Origin of the sequence: Corynebacterium sp. HMSC055G02 (assembly GCF_001809065.1) — a bacterium.
GTDB classification, from domain to species: Bacteria; Actinomycetota; Actinomycetes; order Mycobacteriales; family Mycobacteriaceae; genus Corynebacterium; species Corynebacterium jeikeium_D.
This window is the reverse complement of record NZ_KV795633.1, coordinates 106,264-126,763: the sequence shown is the minus strand read 5'-3', so window position 1 is coordinate 126,763 and position 20,500 is coordinate 106,264. Positions and strand designations below refer to the sequence as shown.

The 20,500-nt window shown below is 59.7% G+C and carries 16 protein-coding genes; 8 read left to right on the top strand and 8 right to left on the bottom strand.

What is annotated here, in order from left to right; genetic code table 11:
* Positions 1-225 precede the first annotated feature (225 nt).
* Positions 226-2,448 carry an NADP-dependent isocitrate dehydrogenase gene (locus HMPREF2547_RS00860; protein ID WP_070604441.1) on the bottom strand — a complete coding sequence of 741 codons (2,223 nt, stop codon included), beginning with the start codon at positions 2,446-2,448 and terminating at the stop codon, positions 226-228.
* Positions 2,449-2,713: 265 nt separating this feature from the next.
* On the bottom strand, positions 2,714-3,703 hold the full coding sequence (locus HMPREF2547_RS00855) for a molecular chaperone DnaJ (protein ID WP_070604440.1): 990 nt from the start codon (positions 3,701-3,703) through the stop codon (positions 2,714-2,716).
* A 395-nt stretch (positions 3,704-4,098) separates the two neighbouring features.
* Between HMPREF2547_RS00855 and HMPREF2547_RS00850 the strand changes: the two genes are divergently transcribed.
* Together HMPREF2547_RS00850 and HMPREF2547_RS00845 are read left to right on the top strand one after the other, a co-directional pair.
* Entirely contained in the window at positions 4,099-5,409 is a 1,311-nt protein-coding gene (locus HMPREF2547_RS00850; RefSeq protein WP_016422141.1) for an MFS transporter, read from the top strand.
* A 43-nt stretch (positions 5,410-5,452) separates the two neighbouring features.
* Positions 5,453-6,409 (top strand): exodeoxyribonuclease III, encoded by a 957-nt coding sequence (locus HMPREF2547_RS00845; RefSeq protein ID WP_016422142.1) that lies wholly within the window; start codon positions 5,453-5,455, stop codon positions 6,407-6,409.
* A gap of 28 nt (positions 6,410-6,437) precedes the next feature.
* Here HMPREF2547_RS00845 and HMPREF2547_RS00840 read toward each other — a convergent pair whose 3' ends face one another.
* Positions 6,438-9,125 (bottom strand): DUF6541 family protein, encoded by a 2,688-nt coding sequence (locus HMPREF2547_RS00840; RefSeq protein WP_070604438.1) that lies wholly within the window; start codon positions 9,123-9,125, stop codon positions 6,438-6,440.
* 190 nt (positions 9,126-9,315) lie between these two features.
* On the opposite strand from HMPREF2547_RS00840, the gene HMPREF2547_RS00835 reads away from it, so the two are divergent.
* From HMPREF2547_RS00835 to HMPREF2547_RS00825, 3 genes are all read left to right on the top strand, one after another.
* The gene (locus tag HMPREF2547_RS00835; RefSeq protein WP_016422144.1) at positions 9,316-9,747 is read left to right on the top strand and encodes a hypothetical protein; all 432 of its coding nucleotides are present in this window, start codon (positions 9,316-9,318) and stop codon (positions 9,745-9,747) included.
* Between the two features lie 96 nt (positions 9,748-9,843).
* The gene (gene trpS / locus HMPREF2547_RS00830; protein ID WP_049171954.1) at positions 9,844-10,899 is read left to right on the top strand and encodes a tryptophan--tRNA ligase; all 1,056 of its coding nucleotides are present in this window, start codon (positions 9,844-9,846) and stop codon (positions 10,897-10,899) included.
* A 62-nt stretch (positions 10,900-10,961) separates the two neighbouring features.
* Positions 10,962-11,987 (top strand): YhjD/YihY/BrkB family envelope integrity protein, encoded by a 1,026-nt coding sequence (locus tag HMPREF2547_RS00825; protein WP_016422146.1) that lies wholly within the window; start codon positions 10,962-10,964, stop codon positions 11,985-11,987.
* On the opposite strand, the gene HMPREF2547_RS00820 is transcribed toward HMPREF2547_RS00825, so the two are convergent.
* Positions 11,988-13,238 carry a D-alanyl-D-alanine carboxypeptidase family protein gene (locus tag HMPREF2547_RS00820; RefSeq protein ID WP_193394157.1) on the bottom strand — a complete coding sequence of 417 codons (1,251 nt, stop codon included), beginning with the start codon at positions 13,236-13,238 and terminating at the stop codon, positions 11,988-11,990. It abuts the gene before it with no gap.
* 156 nt (positions 13,239-13,394) lie between these two features.
* On the opposite strand from HMPREF2547_RS00820, the gene HMPREF2547_RS00815 reads away from it, so the two are divergent.
* Positions 13,395-14,624 (top strand): adenosine deaminase, encoded by a 1,230-nt coding sequence (locus HMPREF2547_RS00815; protein WP_070604435.1) that lies wholly within the window; start codon positions 13,395-13,397, stop codon positions 14,622-14,624.
* Between the two features lie 29 nt (positions 14,625-14,653).
* On the opposite strand, the gene HMPREF2547_RS00810 is transcribed toward HMPREF2547_RS00815, so the two are convergent.
* The 3 genes from HMPREF2547_RS00810 to HMPREF2547_RS00800 all read right to left on the bottom strand — a co-directional run bounded on the left by HMPREF2547_RS00810 (position 14,654) and on the right by HMPREF2547_RS00800 (position 17,391).
* On the bottom strand, positions 14,654-15,895 hold the full coding sequence (locus HMPREF2547_RS00810; RefSeq protein ID WP_016422149.1) for a hypothetical protein: 1,242 nt from the start codon (positions 15,893-15,895) through the stop codon (positions 14,654-14,656).
* Positions 15,896-16,027: 132 nt separating this feature from the next.
* Positions 16,028-17,071 carry a C40 family peptidase gene (locus HMPREF2547_RS00805; RefSeq protein WP_070429887.1) on the bottom strand — a complete coding sequence of 348 codons (1,044 nt, stop codon included), beginning with the start codon at positions 17,069-17,071 and terminating at the stop codon, positions 16,028-16,030.
* A complete protein-coding gene (locus HMPREF2547_RS00800; protein ID WP_070439064.1) occupies positions 17,071-17,391 on the bottom strand; it encodes a hypothetical protein in 321 nt (106 codons plus the stop codon). Before HMPREF2547_RS00800 ends, HMPREF2547_RS00805 begins: the two co-directional genes overlap by 1 nt.
* A gap of 345 nt (positions 17,392-17,736) precedes the next feature.
* On the opposite strand from HMPREF2547_RS00800, the gene upp reads away from it, so the two are divergent.
* On the top strand, positions 17,737-18,372 hold the full coding sequence (gene upp / locus HMPREF2547_RS00795) for a uracil phosphoribosyltransferase (protein WP_016422152.1): 636 nt from the start codon (positions 17,737-17,739) through the stop codon (positions 18,370-18,372).
* 9 nt (positions 18,373-18,381) lie between these two features.
* On the opposite strand, the gene HMPREF2547_RS10685 is transcribed toward upp, so the two are convergent.
* Positions 18,382-19,068: a hypothetical protein gene (locus tag HMPREF2547_RS10685; protein WP_141744319.1), complete on the bottom strand. Its 687-nt coding sequence runs from the start codon at positions 19,066-19,068 to the stop codon at positions 18,382-18,384.
* Positions 19,069-19,264: 196 nt separating this feature from the next.
* Between HMPREF2547_RS10685 and HMPREF2547_RS00780 the strand changes: the two genes are divergently transcribed.
* Complete coding sequence (locus tag HMPREF2547_RS00780) at positions 19,265-20,491, top strand: M20 family metallopeptidase (protein ID WP_049171968.1); 1,227 nt, start codon at positions 19,265-19,267, stop codon at positions 20,489-20,491.
* Positions 20,492-20,500 lie beyond the last annotated feature (9 nt).

Sequence of the window (20,500 nt, the reverse complement as noted above, 5' to 3'; positions counted from 1 at the left end):
GGGCGGGCGCTGCGGTGCCGAGTGTCGGGCGAGCCAAGCCGGAAGCTGTCAAGGCCGTTAAGGAAGTCAGGGCATAGAAAAAGCCCCTCACGCCATGTGCATCAAATGCAACATGAGCGAGGGGCTATCGCCCGAAACCGGCGGTCAGCCTAGGTCGGCCTAGGCCAGCCTGGGCCAACCAGGCCAGCCAGACCAGCCAGACCAGCCAGGAGCAAGCAGCTAGTCCTACTTCTTCAGACCGTCGATGATCTCGTTGAACTCAGCGGACGGACGCATAACTGCGGAGGTCTTCTCATCGTCCGGCAGGAAGTAGCCACCCAGGTCAGCCGGGGAGCCCTGAGCATCAATCAGGGTCTTGGTGATGGACTCTTCCTTCTCCGTGAGAGCCTTAGCAACCGGGGCGAAAGCTTCCTTCAGCTCGGAGTTCTCGTCCTGCTTGGCCAGCTCCTGTGCCCAGTAGAGAGCCAGGTAGAAGTGGGAGCCGCGGTTGTCGATTTCGCCAGCCTTGCGGGACGGTGACTTGCCCTCGTCGAGCAGGGTAGCGGTTGCCTTATCCAGGGCCTCAGCCAGGACGCGTGGACGTGGGTCGTCGTCATGCTCAGCGGCGTAGCGCAGGGACTCGGCCAGTGCAAGGAACTCACCCAGGGAGTCCCAGCGCAGGTGGTTTTCTTCCTGAACCTGCTGGACGTGCTTCGGTGCGGAACCGCCTGCACCGGTCTCGAACAGGCCGCCCCCGGCCATCAGCGGCACGACCGACAGCATCTTGGCGGAGGTGCCTAGCTCCATGATCGGGAACAGGTCGGTGAGGTAGTCACGCAGAACGTTACCGGTTACGGAAATGGTGTTCTCGCCGCGGCGGATGCGCTCGAGGGAGAACTTGGTAGCGGACACCGGATCCATGATGCGGATATCCAGACCCTCGGTGTCGTGATCTGCCAGGTACTCGTTGACCTTGCTGATCAGGTTGTTGTCGTGTGCACGCTGCGGGTCCAGCCAGAACACTGCAGGGTCGCCAGTGATACGAGCGCGGTTGACGGCCAGCTTCACCCAGTCGCGGATTGGGGCGTCCTTGGTCTGGCAGGAGCGCCAGATGTCACCCTCGGCGACGTGGTGCTCAATCAGAACCTCGCCAGCGGAGTTGATGACCTGCAGGACACCGTCAACCGGAATCTGGAAAGTCTTGTCGTGGGAGCCGTACTCCTCAGCCTTCTGAGCCATCAGGCCGACGTTCGGGACAGAGCCCATGGTGGCCGGGTCGAAAGCGCCATTGGCGCGGCAGTCCTCGATAACAGCCTGGTAGACGCCTGCGTAGGAAGAGTCCGGGATGACTGCGAGGGTGTCGCGCTCCTCACCGTCCGGGCCCCAGCCCTTGCCGCCGTTGCGGATTAGTGCAGGCATGGAGGCGTCAACGATGACGTCAGACGGAACGTGGAGGTTGGTGATGCCCTTATCGGAGTTGACCATGTAAAGGGCCGGACCTTCCTTCAGGTCCTTCTCGATAGCGGACTTGACGGCCGCCGCAGTAGCGTCGTCAAGCTTGTGCAGACCATCGAGCATGGCGCCCAGGCCGTTGTCCGGAGTCAGGTTGGCGGCAGCCAGCTTGGACTCGAACTTCGGGAAAACAGATGGCAGGAAGGCCTTGACAACCTCGCCGAAGATCAGCGGGTCGGAGACCTTCATCATGGTGGCCTTCAGGTGCACGGAGAACAGGATGTTCTCGCGCTGTGCGCGGCGAATCTGAGCGCGCAGGAAGTTGTCCAGGATGTGGACGTTCATGCCCGTGCCGTCAATAATCTCGCCCTTGAGGACCGGCATGTCCTTCTTCAGGGTGATGATCTGGCCGTCGTTAGCCTCGAGCTGGTAAGTCAGCTTGTCGTCTTCCGGCATGACAACCGACTTCTCATTGTGGCGGAAGTCGTTGGAGGCCATGGTGGCGACGTTGGTCTTGGAGTCTGCGGACCAAGCGCCCATGCGGTGCGGGTGCTTGCGGGCGTAGTTCTTCACCGGCTCCGGAGCGCGGCGGTCGGAGTTGCCCTCACGCAGTACCGGGTTAACGGCAGAGCCCTTGACCTTGTCGAACTTGGCGCGGTCGGCGGTCTCCTCGTCGCCTTCCGGCTGCGACTTGTACTTCGGAATGTCATAGCCCTTTTCCTGCAGCTCTGCGACAGCGCGCTTAATCTGCGGGACGGATGCAGAGATATTCGGCAGCTTGATGATGTTGGCGTCCGGCTCCTTGACCAGCTTGCCCAGGGCTGCCAGCGCATCCTCTACCTTCTGCTCGTCCGAAAGACGCTCCGGGAACTGAGCCAGAATGCGGCCTGCGAGGGAGATGTCGCGGGTTTCAACATTGACACCAGCCTGGCTTGCAAATGCCTCCACGATTGGCTTCAGCGAGTAGCTCGCCAGCAGAGGGGCTTCGTCAGTACGGGTCCAAATAATTGTCGCCATAATTCATGTCTCCTATCTGTTTTGTTCCACGATAACCCAGTTTTGAATCTTGGGTTGTGTCGGGGCATAGCGCAAAAACAGTGATAGTGATATGAATAACGCAATTATGTGAGGCAAGTCACGAAATGTGCAATTATTTGTCGCTTATTCGCCGCTTTTCATTCCATTTTTCGCTTTACGACGGTCCCAGCGCTCAAACCCTTCAAATACGAAAAACCGCGCTGGGGTGTCGTGCACGCCGGCGCGGTTGTTCAGGGCAGCCTAGTTAGTTCTGCGTATTGTTCGGAGGATTGTTCTGGCCGAACTGGTAACCCTGAATGTTCTGAGACTGGGGGTACTGCGGAGCATAGCCCTGCCCCGGCGCCGACTGGGTAGTCCTGACCAGTTTCTGGCCGCGGAACCATGCGCGCATGTCCTTGAGGAACATAAGAACGCAAGCCGCGATCAGCATGGCACCTGCGAGGAAGAGGACTACATCCACCCAGGAGCTCAAGAACAGGAGGGGGATGATGGTCATAGCCAACGCCAGTGGTGCCACGGTGACGCAGAAAAAGATTGGTGCCGTCGAGTCTTCACCGCGGAGGATGGAGTGAATCCAGTATGCGGTCAAGGTGACAAGCATCATTCCCAGCAGTAACAGGAGCGGAACAAGAACGAGGGCGGCTGCAGCGCCCATAATGTAGCCGATGTCATCCCAAGAATCACCCAACGATGACTCTAGGCTGCCGAGATCGTTGGCGCCCTGGATGCCGAGCGTGATTGCGTACAGAACTGCGATGATGCCAATCAGAGTTGAAAAACCGACCAAGCCGGTAGTGATTCGGGGGATGAGTGGCATGCGCTGCCACATGTTCTGCAGTGTGGCGTTTGCAGGCAGCGGTGGTACATCCGTGGTCACCGTGGTGGTTACTGTCGCAGGACTGGTTTGAGTCGGGGCGGACCACTGTGCTTGCTGGGTTTGCGTCTGGAACGAGGATTCCTGCGCAGTGGGTACCGGGCGATTTGCCAGCTCGCGCAGCGTCGCGATGGTGATGGTGGCGTTCTCATCGGACAGCAAAGCGTCGTATTCGCGACGACGTCCCTCATCGCCAAGCACCTGCAGCGCAGTGAGCTTCTCCTGGAACTCGCCGGAGTACTCCGAGACGCCAGCATCTCGCAGTTCGGAGAGCTGATTAGAAAGATTTGCATGGAGTTCTTCGGTGCTGGCTGCGCTATCCAGCTTCAGAGACTCGTAGAGGTTATAGCGGTCGCCCATAGTGGATCAAGATCCTATCGGTATTGCAGTTCGAAATATCTTTTAAAACAATTTACCCGGTAGCTAGTACGGAAGCATCGAAGACCCGGAGCGCTCGATGGGTAGGAAGTCCGTGGCGCTCGGAGGGAATGGTAGTCCTCGGCAAACAATGCCGATTGCAAAATGTATTAGTAGAACTTGAGTGAGCGACTTCCACTAATGGCCGTAGATGTTATTCCGCGCACAAATACCCGGGGAACAGGCGGATTAAATAGCGAAATTTTTGTGTTGCGGAGTAGAGTCTCATTTTTCCCTTGCGGCTCCCCTCACGGTTTTGGGAGCCCGTCTTGGGTCGAAAGTCGAGGGGAACTGAGAGTCCACCAACTGGCGTAAGAAGAGAAAAGGAGACGGTCGCAATGACGTCGTCAAGCGAAGTAACAACCCACAACGACGACCACAAACCGCGTGCGCGTCGTGCGGGAGCGTTTAGCTCGCATCGCCGTCCTGTTCCGGTGCAGGACGACATCTCTGATCTACGCCGAATCTTGGTGATTGTGGCTCTGTCGGTCGGTGCATTCGGCATCGGCGTTACCGAGTTTGTGGCCATGGGCCTGCTGCCTTACATCGCTGATGCCTTCGGACGTGATGAGGATGCCGCAGGGCGCATGATTTCGATGTACGCACTCGGTGTTGTCGTGGGCGCACCGCTAATTACCGTGCTGACCGGCTCGATTCCGCGCAGGCGCATGCTCCTGCTGCTGATGGCAGCATTTACCATCGGCAATGGTGCGACGGTATGGGCAGGCACACTGGGCTCCTTCGAAGCGGTCATGGTCTCGCGCTTCATTGCCGGTCTGCCGCACGGCGCGTATTTCTCGGTGGCGGCGCTGGTGGCGGCCTCCCTGGCTAAGCCGGGACAGCGCGGCAAGATGGTGGCTCTGTCGGGCGTGGGGTTGTCGGTGGCGACTGTGATTGGTGTGCCGGCCGCGCAGGTGCTGGGACAGATTTACGGTTGGCGCAGCGCCTTCGCGTTTGTCGCGGTCATCGGGCTGATTGCATTTGTTTCGCTGTGGTTCGCCGTGCCGCATATGAACCGCATGCCGAAGACACGTCCGATGGATGAGCTCTCGGCTCTGGTGACACCGCAGGTGCTGCTGACCGTCGCGATTGGCACCGTTGGTTTCGGCGGCATGTTCGCGGTTTACACCTACATCACCTGGACTATGACTCGCGAAGCGGGCATGAGCGAAAACCACATCTGGATTGTGCTGATGGCCTACGGCATCGGCATGGTTGTCGGTACTTACATCGGTGGCTGGCTCTCCGACCGCATCGGGGAGTGGGGCATCATGGTTGCGCTGGTGCTGATGGTAATCATGCTCAGCGTCTTCTACTTCACCTCACAGAATGCTGTGCTGGGCACGATCAACTTCCTCCTTATCGGTCTGCTGGGATCGGTATTGGTGCCTAATCTGCAGACCCGTCTGATGGATGTCGCCGGTCGCGCACAGACGCTGGCGGCAGCACTCAACCAGGCCGCATTGAACATGGCCAACGCATTCGGAGCGGCGCTCGGTGGTTGGGTCATTGCGTCCGGTTATGGCTACCGCGCACCGGCTTTGGGCGGCGCGACGTTGGCGATGTTGGCTATCTTCATCGCTCTGCCGACCATTGTTCTTTACCGCCGCTCACAGGCGAAGAAGGCCGAGCGCATCGAACTGCGCTAGGGGTCTTCAAGGCGTAGTGCACGCATAGGTAACGTATGAGGGCATGAGCCTTACAATCGCGACAATCAATGTCAACGGCATCCGCGCCGCCGTCAAGGAGCGCAGCGAAACCAATCTGGGATTGCTGGAGTGGCTGAAGCACACCAGTTCCGATGTCGTTTTGCTGCAGGAAGTCCGCGCCACCGACGACCAGGCACGCAAGGCCCTCGCGCCCGCTTTCGATGCCGGATGGCATTGGGTCGGTGCTGAAAACCTGGGTGCCAAGGGGCGCGCCGGCGTGGGCATTCTCTCGCGCTTTCCGCTTAACGACGTCCAGGTGGGCATCGGCTCCGAGGAGTTCGAAGAATCCGGTCGGTTTATCAGTGGTGTTGCCCCGGCAGCGGACACCGGCCTGGATGTGGATGTCCAGATTGCCAGCCTCTACCTGCCCTCTGGTGCCGCCCTGAGCGAGAAGCAGGATGAGAAGTACCGCTTCCTCGATGCCTTCTCCGACTACCTGGCCGAACTGGGTGCCAAGGGGCGCGACGGTCACCACGCAGTCATCGGCGGCGACTGGAACATCTGCCACCGCGAACAGGATTTGAAGAACTGGAAGACCAACCGCCGCAAGAGCGGTTTCCTACCGCAGGAGCGTGCCTGGATGGACTCGGTCTTCGGCTGCTGGCCCGATGAGGTTCCCCAGGATTCGCAGGTACAGGCCAGCGACAAGGAGCTGGAATCCGGTGCCTTCTCCGATGGTTCTGTGTGGGAGGCCCCGAAGCTCAATGCAGATCCGGTGTGGTTTGATGTCACTCGCCGTCTGCACCCAGAGGCCGACGGTCCCTGGTCCTGGTGGACCTACCGCGGTAAGGCGTTCGATACCGATGCCGGCTGGCGGATCGACTACCAGGCGGTAACCGAACCAATGCTCAAGCGTGCCGTCAGCTCGGTAGTGGATAAGCCTGCCGCCTACGACCTTCGCTGGACGGACCACGCGCCGGTGATCGTGGAGTACGCCTAAACCCGGCATACGCCTAACCCCGAGCGGACTAGTGTGCTCCGACGTCAGCGAACTCTGGGATTATCTCAGGCTCGGGAGCAGTTACGAGATGCCGGTTCTGCCGCAACATGGAGGCGATGCCGTCAACGATGGCGTCGGCCCATTTGTCCTGCATAGCGGGGTCGGCCAAATCGCGGGTGAGTTTTTCAGCGCCCACCGCTCCCAGCGATAGCGCAATTGTCGGCGCATGTGGCCGCGAACTCTGGTTCACCGCCACTGCCGGCGCCAGGCCGGTGCGAAACTCGGTTGGCACCCCGTTTGTGCTGTAACTGCTGTGCGGATTGAAACCTCGGTACACCATTCCGTCGCGCACACCCGCCGCCAACTGCCAATCGGCAGGAGCATCGTCCTCAGGTTCGAGAGACTTCACCACAGCGGATACCGAAAAGCCACGATCGCCGATGTTATCCCCAGAAAGAGTTTGGCCCTCTGATGAGCGACCGACGATTACGGTGGCTGCGCTCGCCGTGTCGTCGGCAAGCGAATGCGCGCCAACGATTGCGCCGCGCTGACGGAGCTTGTCGCTGGCGCGTTGCACGATGCTGTCGATGTGAGCGGAAGTATCCCCACTCAAACGCAGCGCGCGAGGCAGGTAGGCGTTGATAGCCTCGATGGCCTCGCGGTGAGAGTCGACGGTGATGCGCGCGCCGGCGAGCGGATCGACAGCCTCGTCGGGGGAGGGGACGATTGGCTGGCGCGGAGGCATCCACAGCGGATTGGGGCGCGCCGGGCGGTGTGGGGAACTGTTGACAACAGCGTGCAACTCTTCCGGTGAAAACATCTTGTTGACCGCGAAAATCATCACCGAGCTGTTGTGATACACAGGCGTGAGCCCCGGCGCGTGCCATGCCCAGGAACGCATCGACAGCGCCTCCGTGCCATCCGTGTTCACACCCGGCGGGGAACTAATGATGTAGTGCACTCCCAATTTCTTCGCCATGGCATCGAACTCTGGATGTGAGCCCAGCAGGTCAACGTTTATCGGCAGCTTGTTGCTCGCCTCGGCAGTTTTGTCGGAGAAGGAGAAATGGCGGAACAGGGTCGGCAGTCCGGCGATGGCATACATCCACGCAGAACCGTCACGACGGTCATTGAGAATATGCCCCTCAAACGCATGCGGCTGTGCGGACAGCCAATCAATAGCTTCCATGTCCGCAGCGGTCACAAACGTGCTTCCGAAACTCTGGCGAATTGCCTCGCGCTGAGCAGGCCCACTCGCCCAGGTCGCAGGCACAATCGCCAGTGCCGCTACGAGCCCCATCGCCAGCGCAGGATTCCACGACTTGGTCGGCTGATCTCGCTTTGCGACGATCCACTGCGCCGCAGCCACAATCCCGACAACGGCAGCCGCGACTGCGTAGCCGACCAGCACTGCGCGCAGAATTCCCATAACCGCCTGCATGCGGTACGGCATGTCGTAGAAGAAAGTGCCAATAAACTTCAGATAGGTGCCGAACGGCTCTGACCAACGGGACTGCGCACTATCGGACACCACAAAGAGCAGCCCGAAAACCAGTGCCGGCCACGGAGCCCATGGGCTGTCTGGCAGGCGAGAGACAAGCGCCACCACCAGGCCGATGAGCACAAGAACCAGAACAGTCCGGGAAAAGATGGGCTCGTCAGCATAGCGGGAAAACCCAATCAGAGTTCGCCACAGTGATTCGGAGCGGGAAATCTCAATTTGGCCGGTAAAGCCCGCAACGGATTCGCCTTGCCCCCTCGCGGACAAAGCTGCCGGGAGAGTCATCACCAGGGCGAGCGCGCCGATAATTAGCGTGCGAACTAGGCCACTGACGCTCGGTTGGGTAATCAACCACAAGCCAACAAAGAGCACGGCAGCAATTGCGCCGGCCGGGTGGGTGATAAACGTGCCGACCAGGGCAAGCGCAGCGGGGACAATATAGCCCCGCATGGTCAAAGCCGCAGCAATCGGCAAAGCGGCCACCGCGAGCAGATACGGCATGGAGGAGGTGCGCCAAAGGGCCACCCAAATCTCCGGAAGCATCAGCGTCGCGACGGCAGCTGCGGGACCGGCATAGGCCGCCCACTTAGGACCAACTGCGGTGCGGGCTAGCACCGCAGTTGCTGCGGGAACAAGCAGCGCCGGGGCCAAGAACGCAAACACGTTGGAATCGAGGAAGACCGAGCCGGGCAGCAGCCCCGCCATGGCATGCCAGCCGGTGGGGTAGAACATTTCGGCCCCGGTCTCCTGATTCATCAGGTCACCGGCCGCGGTGGGCGAGGCTATTGCATGCTCGTCAATGAACCGGAGGAAGTTGGTATGCCAGAGCATGTCCCAGGCTTCGCGGATAGCGCCGGGGCCGCCAGGGACGTCGTTAAGCACGAGCATGGCGCGCATCGAGCCGACTACCGTAACTCCGACGACAATCATCGCGGTGACAACGCCGGAATCGAAGCCGTCTTCGGGCGTTGCTCGGGGGACGAATCTGCGCACCAGATAGCCAATAGCACAGAACCATGCCCACATGCCGGCCACGAAGAGCCAGGTGTAATCCAGCCCGAGCGCGTGAGACAACCATGCGGAAAAACCGGTCACACCCAGCATTAATGGGCCGGCAGATGCCAACGCGAGCGTGGGACGTAGCCCACTGGCCCAACCGAGAACTGCGCCTGGGACCAGCAGGATGAAGACGGCAACCGCAATGGCAGCGAGCATGGGACTCCTGACGGATAAGAGAATTGAATTAGTCCAATAATACCTGTGGGTTAGTTCGGCACTTGGGACGCGAGCGCCTAAGATTTGAAGAAGGACTGATGGGACTTCAGCCGCTGTAAAACCCAAGCGCGAATCTGCGCGGGACTTGAAGCGAGCTCGGTGCGGACCAGGAAAGGAGAGGACATCCCCAGTGAAAAACGGCGAGAGCGATAACAAGCGGCACCAGATGGCCGATTTGGAAGCCATCGCACGGAGTCTGCAGAACGACCCTGGCACTGCTGTCAATGTCCCAGTGGTCGTGACTTCCGGTGTCATTGTTGCGTTTATCGTGCTGTCTTTTGCCTACGCGTGGCCACTGTGGATTTCCCTCGGACTCATTGTTCTGCTGGGAGCCGTGATGGTCGTGTCCTACACCCGTAGGCCACCCGTAGCCCCGCTCGAGTTGACCCAGGGGGAGCGTGAGCGTGTTCGCCGTGTTCTCTCTGAACACGGCATTCGCCCAGCGATCACGTTGGTGCGCGCACTGTACCCCGAGGAATCGCCAGCCGCTGCGGCGCGCACCGTCAAATTGCTATCCGATCGAATGCTTGTGGAGCAGGGGGACGAGGGGCGTCGGGGCTAGCTTTTGGCAGTCGGTTTCCTGCAAAAGCCCGTGGTGTTGTCGAAACGGGTACGTCGTCGACTCTCAACTGCGGGCCTCGCGCTAGACTTATTGGCTATGAGTGAAAGCAAGGGTCCTGAGGCAACTAATCCTGCACCGAGTGCTCGTAAGCAGCGCGTTCTGTCCGGCATTCAGCCGACCGCAGATTCCTACCACCTGGGCAACTACCTGGGTGCATTGAAGAACTGGATTAATCTGCAGGATGACTTCGACGCTTACTACTTCATTCCAGACCTGCACGCCATCACTGTCGAGCAGAATCCGAAGGAGCTGCGTCAGCGCACTATCGCAGGTGCCGCACAGCTGATTGCACTCGGTATTGATCCGGAGAAGTCGGTGCTCTTCGTGCAGTCGCATGTGCCCGAGCACGCGGAGCTCGGATGGGTGTTGACCTGCTTGACTGGCTTTGGTGAAGCCAGCCGTATGACGCAGTTCAAGGACAAGTCCTCTCGTCAGGGCGCGGAACATACCTCCGCTGGTTTGTTCGCGTACCCCATGTTGATGGCTGCCGACATCTTGCTCTACCGCCCACAGCTGGTGCCGGTGGGGGAGGATCAGCGCCAGCACCTCGAACTGACGCGTAACCTGGCGCAGCGCTTCAACTCCCGCTACAAGAAGACCTTCGTGGTGCCGGATCCACACATCATGGAAGGCTCCGCGAAAATTTACGACTTGCAGGATCCGACCTCGAAGATGAGCAAGTCGGGTGCAAATCCGAAGGGCATTATTAACCTCTTGGACGACCCGAAGGTCTCCGCCAAGCGCATTCGCTCGGCCGTTACCGACAATGACGGAGAGATCCGCTTCGACCGTGAGAACAAGCCGGGCGTTTCCAACCTGCTGGTCATTCAGTCGGCGTTGACCGACAAGCCTGTCGACGAGCTCGTTGCCGGCTACGAAGGCGCTGGCTACGGCCAGCTGAAGGCTGATACCGCAGATGCGCTGGAGGCATTCACCACGCCACTGCGTGCACGCTATGAGGAGCTCATGGCCGATCGTGGTGAGTTGGAACGGATCCTGGCCGAAGGCGCTGACCGTGCCCGTGAAGTTGCCGCCAAGACACTTGCAGATGTGTACGAGCGAGTCGGGTTCCTGAAGGCCGCCAACCGTTAATTCAGCTGTAGACTCTGCGCTTCAGTCTCCGTACCGAAAGCTGGCACGTTAAGGTAGGGGACATGGCAACCTCTACTCAAAAAGATCCGAAGAGAACGGACCGCTATGGCATCGAGCGTGTACACGCCGATGAACCGAGCGCAATCGACCGCCTCCGCGAAAAGTGGGCGTGGTTCGATCACGTTATGCGGATGCAGGAGCGCTACTCCGAGCAGGGCGGTAACTTTTTTGCCGCCGCTGTCACGTACTTCTCCGTGCTGTCGATTTTCCCCCTAATCATGACGGCATTTGCCATCCTCGCGCTTGTGCTGCGTGGCAATGAGCAGCTGCTTGAGCAAATCCAGTCCGCTATCACCGACTCCATCGATGGGTCGATGGGCGACACCATCAACGCAATTATCGAAGGCGCGATCGATCAGGCAGGTGGCGTCTTCACCGTCGGTTTCATTGCCACCCTGTGGTCGGGTCTTGGTTGGATGGGCAACCTCTCCAACGCAGTGACACAGCTGTGGAAGCGCCCGCTGGGCGCTAGCAACTTCGTGGTGGGAAAGGTTCGCGACCTGCTGCGTCTGCTGGGCATGCTGGTTATGATCCTGCTGACCTTCGCTGTCACCGCAGCCGGCTCTTCCGGACTGACCCAGTCCCTGCTGGACAAGATTGGTCTGGCTCATGTCCCGGGAATCACAATTATTGCGGGATTGATTGCCATCGCCATTGGTCTCGTTGCCAACTGGCTGCTGTTCTTCTGGATGCTCGCTTTCCTGCCGCGCGGGGGCGCCCCGTTCCGCTCTGCGGCAAAGGGTGCGATTATCGGTGCGATTGGCCTTGAGGTTGTCAAGCAGCTCGGTAGCGTTTTCTTCTCCAACGCCCTGTCGAACCCGGCCGGTGCAGTTTTCGGTCCGGTCATCGGTTTGATGGTCGTTTTCTACCTCATCTGGCGCATCACTATGTACGCCACCGCCTGGACGGCGACGACCGAAGAAGCGCTTGCCGACGAGGAGCTGGATGCACCTGCTCCTGCTGTCATTAACGTCCGTGCGGAAGCGGCCAACCCGTCCGGATTGAACCGCCTGCTCGGTTCGAAATAATTAGCCGCGATCGCGTCTGCCGAAGCGGTAGGTGACCATCGCAATCAATGCGATGACACCTACGATGGCAGCGCTGACAGTAATTTTTAGCCCGGTTCCTGTTGACTCGTTGTCCAGGATATCGGGCAATTTTTCTACCAACTTATCCTCAGTCGCTTCCGCTTCGAGGACACCGACAGAGCTGTCCTGCGGTGCCGCGAAGCCGGCGTCGAGAAGCGATGCCGCCTGCTCCCAGGGGCGCGGTGAATCCTCCACAGTGACGTCGAGAACGATGACGCCGAGACGACGGCCATCGCGCTCAGCCACCCCAGCGAAGGTGTGACGGGCATCGTCGGTAAAACCAGTCTTGCCTCCAAGGGCGCCGGGGTAGTCCTGGGCAATCAGCTGATTGTCGTTGGCGATTTCGAAGTCATCGACCTCGAGAGCCTTGTCTCCGGGGATGGTGGCCAGGCGGGTGGCCGAGAGCTTGCGATAGGTCTCATTGTTGAATGCGTGCTGGAAGAACAGTGACATGTCGTATGCCGACGTCATCTGTCCCGGAGCATCGAGACCAGTCGGGTTGACCACTCGCGTATCCGTCGCCCCCAACTTCTTTGCCAGGGCATTGACCTTCTCTGTGGTCTTATCCATGCCACCAAGTTCGCGAGCCAAGGCGTGGCCGGTGTCGTTGCCGGAGTTAAGCAACAGACCAGTCAGGAGCGTTTCTACCGAGTAGTTCACGTCCTCGACGATGCCGACACGAGAGCCCTCCATGTTCGCGTCCTCGAAGGTCGCCTTGACTGGGGTGTCGAGCTTCAAATTCTCGATTGCCTCCATCGCCAGCAGCACCTTAATAATCGATGCCGGACGGTAGCGGCCGTGCGGGTCCTTCGCCGCAAGGACATCGCCGGATTTCAAATCGAACACCGTCCATGCAGAGGCGGAGAGGTCCTTCGGAACGTCAAACCCCTCACCGCTGACAATGCCGCAGGCGGACATCTTGCTACCTCCAGCCGGCTTTTGAGGAACCGGAAGTGGAGCGGGAGATGTTTCGCCGGGAGCCGGAACCTCAGAGGAATCCACTGGTGCTGGTGGAAAGGTCTTGTAGGGGCAGCCCTCCGTGTCACGGATATCAGGTGCGGGACCGACAATCGGGGCGTCGTCGGTAAGCGAGGTGCTCTGCGCCATGGCTGCGGGGGCGGTGCTCGGCAGAAGCAGAGCGCTGGTAGCTAGCAGCGTAACGGCAGATGAGAAGCGGCGAGAGGGAAACATGATGAGATAAGGGTAGTAAAACGTCACCCGAAATGACGTATTCGTCGTGTGTGGATGGGGGAAAACGGGGGAGCGGAAGCCTTTGTACAAAGCAGAATTACGATTCACCGGCAGTGAAGTAGAAGCGGAGGGCACAATACCGATAGTCTGGCCATTATGACTAATTCTTTGCACAGTGATGCTCAGTCTCTGGACACACAGTCTTCGGCATCGAATCTCGATGAGATGCGCAAGGTTGTCGCCAGCCTGCCCAAGGTACTGCTTCACGATCACCTCGATGGCGGCCTGCGCCCGCAGACCGTTATCGACCTGGCCGCGGACTGCGGTTACACCGATCAGTTGCCCACCACCGACGTGGATGAACTGGAGAAGTGGTTCATTGATACCGGCAACTCTGGCTCGTTGCCGAGCTACCTGGCCGCCTTCGCGCACACCTGCGCCGTCATGCAGACCGCTGAGTCGCTGACGCGCGTGGCGCGTGAGGCCGTCGAGGATCTGGCCGCCGACAACGTCGTCTACGCTGAGCTGCGCCTGGCTCCGGAAAACCATTTGGAAAAGGGCCTGGATATGCAGGCTGTCATCGACGCGCTGGTCGAAGGCCTGGCGCAGGGTGAAGCCCATGCCGCCGCTGAGGGAAAGCACATCACCGCACGTCTGCTGGTCTGTGCGATGCGCCAGAATGACAATTCCAAGGAAGTCGCACAGCTGGTCATCGACAACTACGGGAAGAACTCCGACGGGTACGTTGTCGGTTTTGACATCGCTGGACCGGAAAACGGCTTCCCACCGGCTAACCATGCCGAAGCATTCACCATGCTGCGGGAAAACCTCATTCCGGTCACCATTCACGCAGGTGAAGACGCCGGTGTGGATTCGTTGCAGGACGCTGTCGTGCAAGGTGCTCGCCGCCTGGGTCACGGCGTGCGCATCTACGAGGACTTCGGTGCTTCCCTCGAGGGCATCGAATGCCAGGAGGTTGCCTCCGCTATTCGTGACCGCCAGATTCCGCTGGAAATCTGCCCGACCTCCAACGTTCAGACTGGTGTCTGTGACAGCGTTGCGGATCACCCGTTCTCGCTTCTCGACGATATGAGTTTCGCCTGCACGGTCAACACGGATAACCGTCTGATTGGTGCGACTTCCATGACCCGGGAGTGCATGGAGTTGGTGGAGAACTTCGGTTACGGCTACAGCGAGCTGTTCGAACTGACCTCGAATGCGCTAAACAATGCATTCGTGGATCTGCCGACCCGCGAGCACATCATGGACACCATTATTTACCCCGCTTACCTGCAGCTTATCGACAACAGCGACGAGGACATCGAAACTGATGTCAACGGTGCGGGTTTCGGTGCCGAAGATGAGCTGAACCTGACGCTGGACTAGCCAGCGCCGGCCAGCTTTGCTGGGAGGAGCTAGATCTTGGTCGTGAACCGAGCGGCCAAGTCCTTCTCCAGCTGCCTCCAGCCCTCGGCCTCATCGTCGTAAGGCGGAACTGGCTCGGACATTTCTCCGGTGTCCAGCAGGAAGTTCAGCAGCCACTGCAGCTGCTGGTTGCCCGCCAGTACCTCGTTCACGGCATCATCTCCAGCCCAGTCAGCGGCGTCTGCGAGTAGCTCGTACGCGCGGGCGAGCTGGGCGGTGTCCACGGCGTTCGGGCCCTTTTCAATGTCCTCGGCCAGACCGGTAAACGAGTACTCATTGTCCTCGTGCACTACGGCCTCCAGTTCACCTGCGTTGGCCGCGGTGATGATTTCATCCCACGTCGTCAGCGCCGACATGTCGTGATGCTTGTGCTCCAGCAGCCAACGCACCATCGTGCGGGGCTGTGAGAACGTGTGAATCTCACCGGCGCTGCCCAGGAATAGCGGGCGACGCCCCATGTAACAACGCAAGGTGTAGAGCGTGCGGCCAGCGATGGAGATCTTGATCGGGTCGATGCCAGCGTTGGCCCACACCGTCTGGTCGTACGGATCGCCGGCGGTCTCCTCTGCGGACTTCTTTTCCTCTTCGCGCTTCTTCTCCGCTGCTTCACGACGCTCACGCTCCGCGGCCTCCGCTTCCTTTAATGCGGCTGCAGCAGCGGTTTCAGACTCTTCATCGATGCTCGGAGTATTTGCGCCGATGGCGTCGATAGCGTCAATGCAATTGTCCCAGTTGGTCAAGATGACATTGCCGATAGCCGACCACTGAGCGGCGCCACTGCCCTGGAAGTGATCAGCACCATTTTGTGTGGCAGCCAGGACAGAGTGAGAGGCGAACATCTGGTTGATTGGAGTGAGATCCGCGATTGCACCAATCGAGCGAGTGATGGCAAGAATGCGATCTGCGCGCGAAACATGGTCGTAGTCGGCCCGGCCGGCCAGAATCTCTGGCAGCCCAATCAGGTCATAGCGGTGGCGTGGCGCCGCGATGGCAGCTCCCGGTAGCTGCTGGTTGAAGTTGCGCCAGCTGGGGTGCTGCGTGAAGTCGTGAGGAGCATCCGACTGTAGGAAAGCCAGGAGCTTTGCCGCCGATGAGAACAAATAGATGTCATCACCGCGGCCGAGCAGAGCCTGCCACTCGGAGCCACCCTCACGCCAGCTTGGAGCCCACAACGTGTAAAAGGTGCCCGAGGTCAGCTCGAGTTCGATAGGAACGATGCCTTTCCTGGCCATAGTTTTCGTCGCAGCCCTTCTGCTTGTCGGTGATTATTAAAACTCAAAAATTGTCATACCTGCAGCGCCCCCACGGGTGGCAAGTTTGCGTATTCCTATCTTAGAAGTTTTACGACGCAGATACCCACCGCACTATCCGGTCGGACGGTAGAACCCCTTAAACGGCATGCCGATGTTGGTCGTACGCACGGGGTTTACCTGCACCGGATCGCCCGCTTCGACCATCTTTCCGTCACCGATAACCATGGCGACATGGCCGTCCCACACTGCAAGATCGCCAGGTAGCAGTTCATCCTGGCTCACCTGTCTGCCGACGGCCTGTGCTTCTGCCGTGCGGGGAATATCAACACCAGCTTGCCCGTAGGCCCAGTGCGTTAAGCCTGAACAATCGAGCGCCTGCCCCGGAGTATTTCCGCCCCAACCATAGGGCGTTCCGACGGCACTGAGTGCAGCCTTCACCGCAGCTTGGGCCTCTGGTGTGGGCGCGCCAGCTCCAGCATCCGCAGGTACCGGCGCGCTGCCCGAATCGGACGACGCCTCCGAACCATCTGCAGCGTCGGTAGCGCTAGCCGATCCTGGGGTGTTCGTAGACGTAGAAGCGAGGGCGGCTTGAGTGATACCTGGGGCCTCCAACTGTGCCGAGTGAGGTGGGGTAGGGGTGTCCACCGCGGTACTCGCTTGCTGTATCAGCGACTGCACCAGAGGTCGCAGTTCTTGCTCTAGTTTCATGAGCCGCGCAATGGCCTGGGAGATCGCGGAACTGGCCGCTGAGGCTAGGCTGGCGCCGGTCGCGGCGAGACCAGCGGGCCCCGCAGCCGTCGCAGTCAACGAGCCCATGGCGGAAGTGACAAAATCCATGGCAATCCGGGCCAAATCAGTGGCCGCTGACATTACTGCGGCCAGCCCCTTGGCAATGTCACTGTCAATGGTTCCGGCGCGAGTTTCCAAGTCGGCTGCCGCATTTGCAGCCCGTTTGAGACTTGTTCCCGCGGCCCCTGCTCCGGAACCAGCACCATCGCCCCAGTTGCGGTCAACGGAATCTGCCACTGAGCGCCAGGCGGTACTCGCGGCGGGTATTGCGGCCCCAGCAAGTCCTGCCAGTGCGGGTGCGATGGCAGGACTTAGCTGTTGTGCAATCGCGGTGGGGACCTCCGTAAGTAGATTGGTGGGAAGCATCACGCACCGCCCATTCCGCGAGTTGCAACGGCTCCCATTTTCGGTGAGATGGACTGCAGCGCATATGCGCCGGCATCTTCAGCAGTGGACACCGCAGAGACAAGAGCGTTCAGTGCACGAGCAGCGCTGGTGCCGTACTCATTCAGCTCAGCTACATGCTCGTGTTGGCGCTGTAGAGCAGTGGCTACAGCGTGACAGAAGGGCCCAGCAAACGGGACGTCGCCAAGCGAGAGCAGTGCGCTGATGCCCAAGTCAGCGCCGCTGACCTGCTGCGACAACGCGTCAAGGCGAGTGGCATCGGCAGAAATAAGCTCTGGCACCAGCGTAAAGACTGAGTCATTCCCGCTAGTGGCCGGAGAGAGAAACGATTGGCTGTGGGAACTGTGTGGTGATGGACGGGACAATGTTGACGGCCTCTCTAGGAAATTCGCGTGTAGTTAAACACTCAGTGCTGTGGCAGAACGGCTAGCGGGGTTCGGACGGCGGCTGAGTGGCAAGTGGTTTGGTAGTAGGCGGGCTTGCGCAAATAGGGCGCAGTAAAAAGCCCTCGTATTGTTAGGCGCGAAAAAGGCCGATTCGGTTCCATCTTTTTGGGGAACGCGTTTTCAGAAACTTGCGATGCCGGCACCAGAGCAGCAAAAGCAAAGCAATGTATTTTGGAAGGCATGGAGATTACCGTTGTCAACCATCCCTTGGCACAGTCACGTTTGACCATTCTGCGCGACGCGCGCACTGATAACGCGGGCTTCCGTGCGGCACTCGCCGATCTGGGCGCAATGCTGATTTACGAGGCAAGCCGGGAGCTGCCCGTCGATAACTTCGATGTTCAGACCCCAATCACTACCGCGCCGGGTTACCGTCTGCAGGATCCGCCGATTATTGTTCCCGTCATTCGTGCGGGGCTTGGCATGATCGATCCGTCGCTGTCGATGATTCCGGATGCGCAGGTGGGCTTTATTGGCTTGGCTCGTAATGAGGAAACCCATGAGCCGGTGCCGTACCTCGAGGCGCTGCCGGAGGATCTGTCCGGGCGCACTGTCTTCCTGGTCGACCCAATGCTGGCAACCGGCGGTTCACTGCTGCATGCCCTGAAGCTGTTGGTGGATCGCGGAGCGGACAACATCACGGCCGTGTGCATCATTTCTGCACAGCAGGGTGTCGACGCCTTGAAGGAATCCGGTTTCCCGGTGCGTCTTGTCACCACTGTGGTGGACCCGGATCTCAACGAGGATGCCTACATCGTGCCGGGGTTGGGAGATGCGGGCGACCGCCTCTACGGTCCCCGCAACATTGATCTTTAAATTGATCTCTTAGGCAGTTCCCCAGGCTTCTGCCGCGTACTTCTTGACGACCTCGTTGTCCTTGGTCACAAGAACTCCGTCGGGGGACATCTGGTACTTGTACGAGCCGTTTTGTGCAACAACGCGGTCGCCCTCATCGACGATGATGTCCATCGATCCGGAACCCTGTGGTGTATCCGAGCGGTAGTACTTCTCGCCGGAGCGCGTCTCACAAGCAGCAGCCTTAATTCCCTGTTCAGCGGCGATAACAGCAAAGGCGCGGTCACCGTTGTCGCAGCGTGCGGAGCTGCCCACGAAGCCCAGGCCGTCTAAGTCGGAGCGGCCAGTGCCGAAGTCCTGTCCCTCCGGAGCTGTTGTCGGCTCTGAGCTCGTCGTCGTGGATGGCGAAGACGTGGTGCTCGGCGTGCTTGACGACGAGGACGATGTCGAAGTGCTCGGCGTGCTTGACGACGTCTCGGAGGACTTCGACGTAGTTGTGGTCGTGGTGGTCGACTTGCTCGTAGAAGTCGAACTCGTCGAGGACGGCGGTGTCGAACTGGGCGACGTCGGCTGCGAGGAGGAGGGGACCTCCGGACGCTGGGGCTCATCACTATTGTTCAGCGACAGGCCGATGGCGATGCCGATGACGACCACGAGTGCGGTGGCCACGATGATGATGGGGATGCTGAGAGACTTAGGTGTGCCATTGCCGGACATGCCTATTATCATCGCAGACTTCCTCAAAATGTGAAACATCTGATAATTGAAGAGGCCAAAGTTAAAGAAGTGACTCCTGGTCATGCGTACGTCTGGCGCTGACATTCAAGCGCTTGCCGGCCACTGCTGTCGCTGGCGCAGTCGTCGGTAGGCCTCTTGTTACGGCCTGTCGGTGGAGCGCTTACACTGGAGAGTTGTGATTGAGGAGTTTATTAAGCACTGGTGGGCCGAGCACGCGAACGAGATTCTCGAGTGGCGGCGGCATCTTCATGCGCACCCAGAGCTATCTCACATGGAGCACGCCACCACGGCTTTTGTGGAGGAGAAGCTGCGTGCTGCAGGGCTGAAACCAGTGCTGTTTCCCAACACCGGCCTGATGGTCGACATTGGTGAAGACGAACTCGCCGGTAGCGAAGCCGGAGGTGAACTCCCGGGACGTCTCGCTTTCCGCGGCGATATAGACGCGCTTCCAATTACAGAGACCACGGGGCTGGAGTTTGCCAGCACCAACGATGGCGTCATGCACGCCTGCGGGCATGATTTTCACACCACGATTACGCTCGCGACGGCTCTGGCTATGGCTGAGTACCACGAGAAGCACACGTTGCCGACGCCGCTGCGTTTCATTTTCCAACCCGCCGAGGAGGTCATGGTTGGCGGTGCACCCGAGGTTATCGCTGCCGGTGCGCTCAATGGCGTTGAGCGTATTTTTGCCGTCCACTGTGAGCCGAAGCTGCGCGTCGGTCACGTCGGCGTTCGAACAGGTGCCATCACCTCTGCGGCCGACACGTTGGAGATTCAGGTGCATGGCCCGGGCGGGCATACTTCCCGTCCGCAGATGACAGCCGATGTTGTCTATGCGCTGGGCAAATTGATTGTCGATTTGCCCGGCTTGCTGTCACGACGCGTCGACCCACGCACTGGCACCGTGCTCACGTTCGGCTCCGTTCACTCCGGGTATGCACACAACGCGATTCCGTCGGAAGGCAGCGTCAGCGGCACCCTGCGCACCGCGGACATCAAGACCTGGCGCGACATCGATCCACTGGTTCGCGAACTCATTGAACAAGTCCTCGCCCCGACCGGCGCAGAGTGCACCATCAATTACGAGCGTGGCGTGCCGCCTGTGCTTAACGACGAATACTGCACCGCCCTGATTGCGGAAGCAGTGCGACGAGTGGACGAGAATGCTGTCATTCAGGCCCCACAGTCGTCCGGTGGCGAGGACTTCGGTTGGTATCTCGAGCACGTCCCGGGCGCGATGGCCCGCTTGGGCTGCTGGTCCGGCCGCGGCGACAAGCACGATTTGCACCGAGATGACCTAATCGTGGACGAGCGTTGCCTGGGCGTTGGTGTGAAACTCTTCGCTGGCATTGTTGCTCGCTATGAGGACGGCGCGCAGTCAACCATGACTGTCCGTTAGACTATGGGG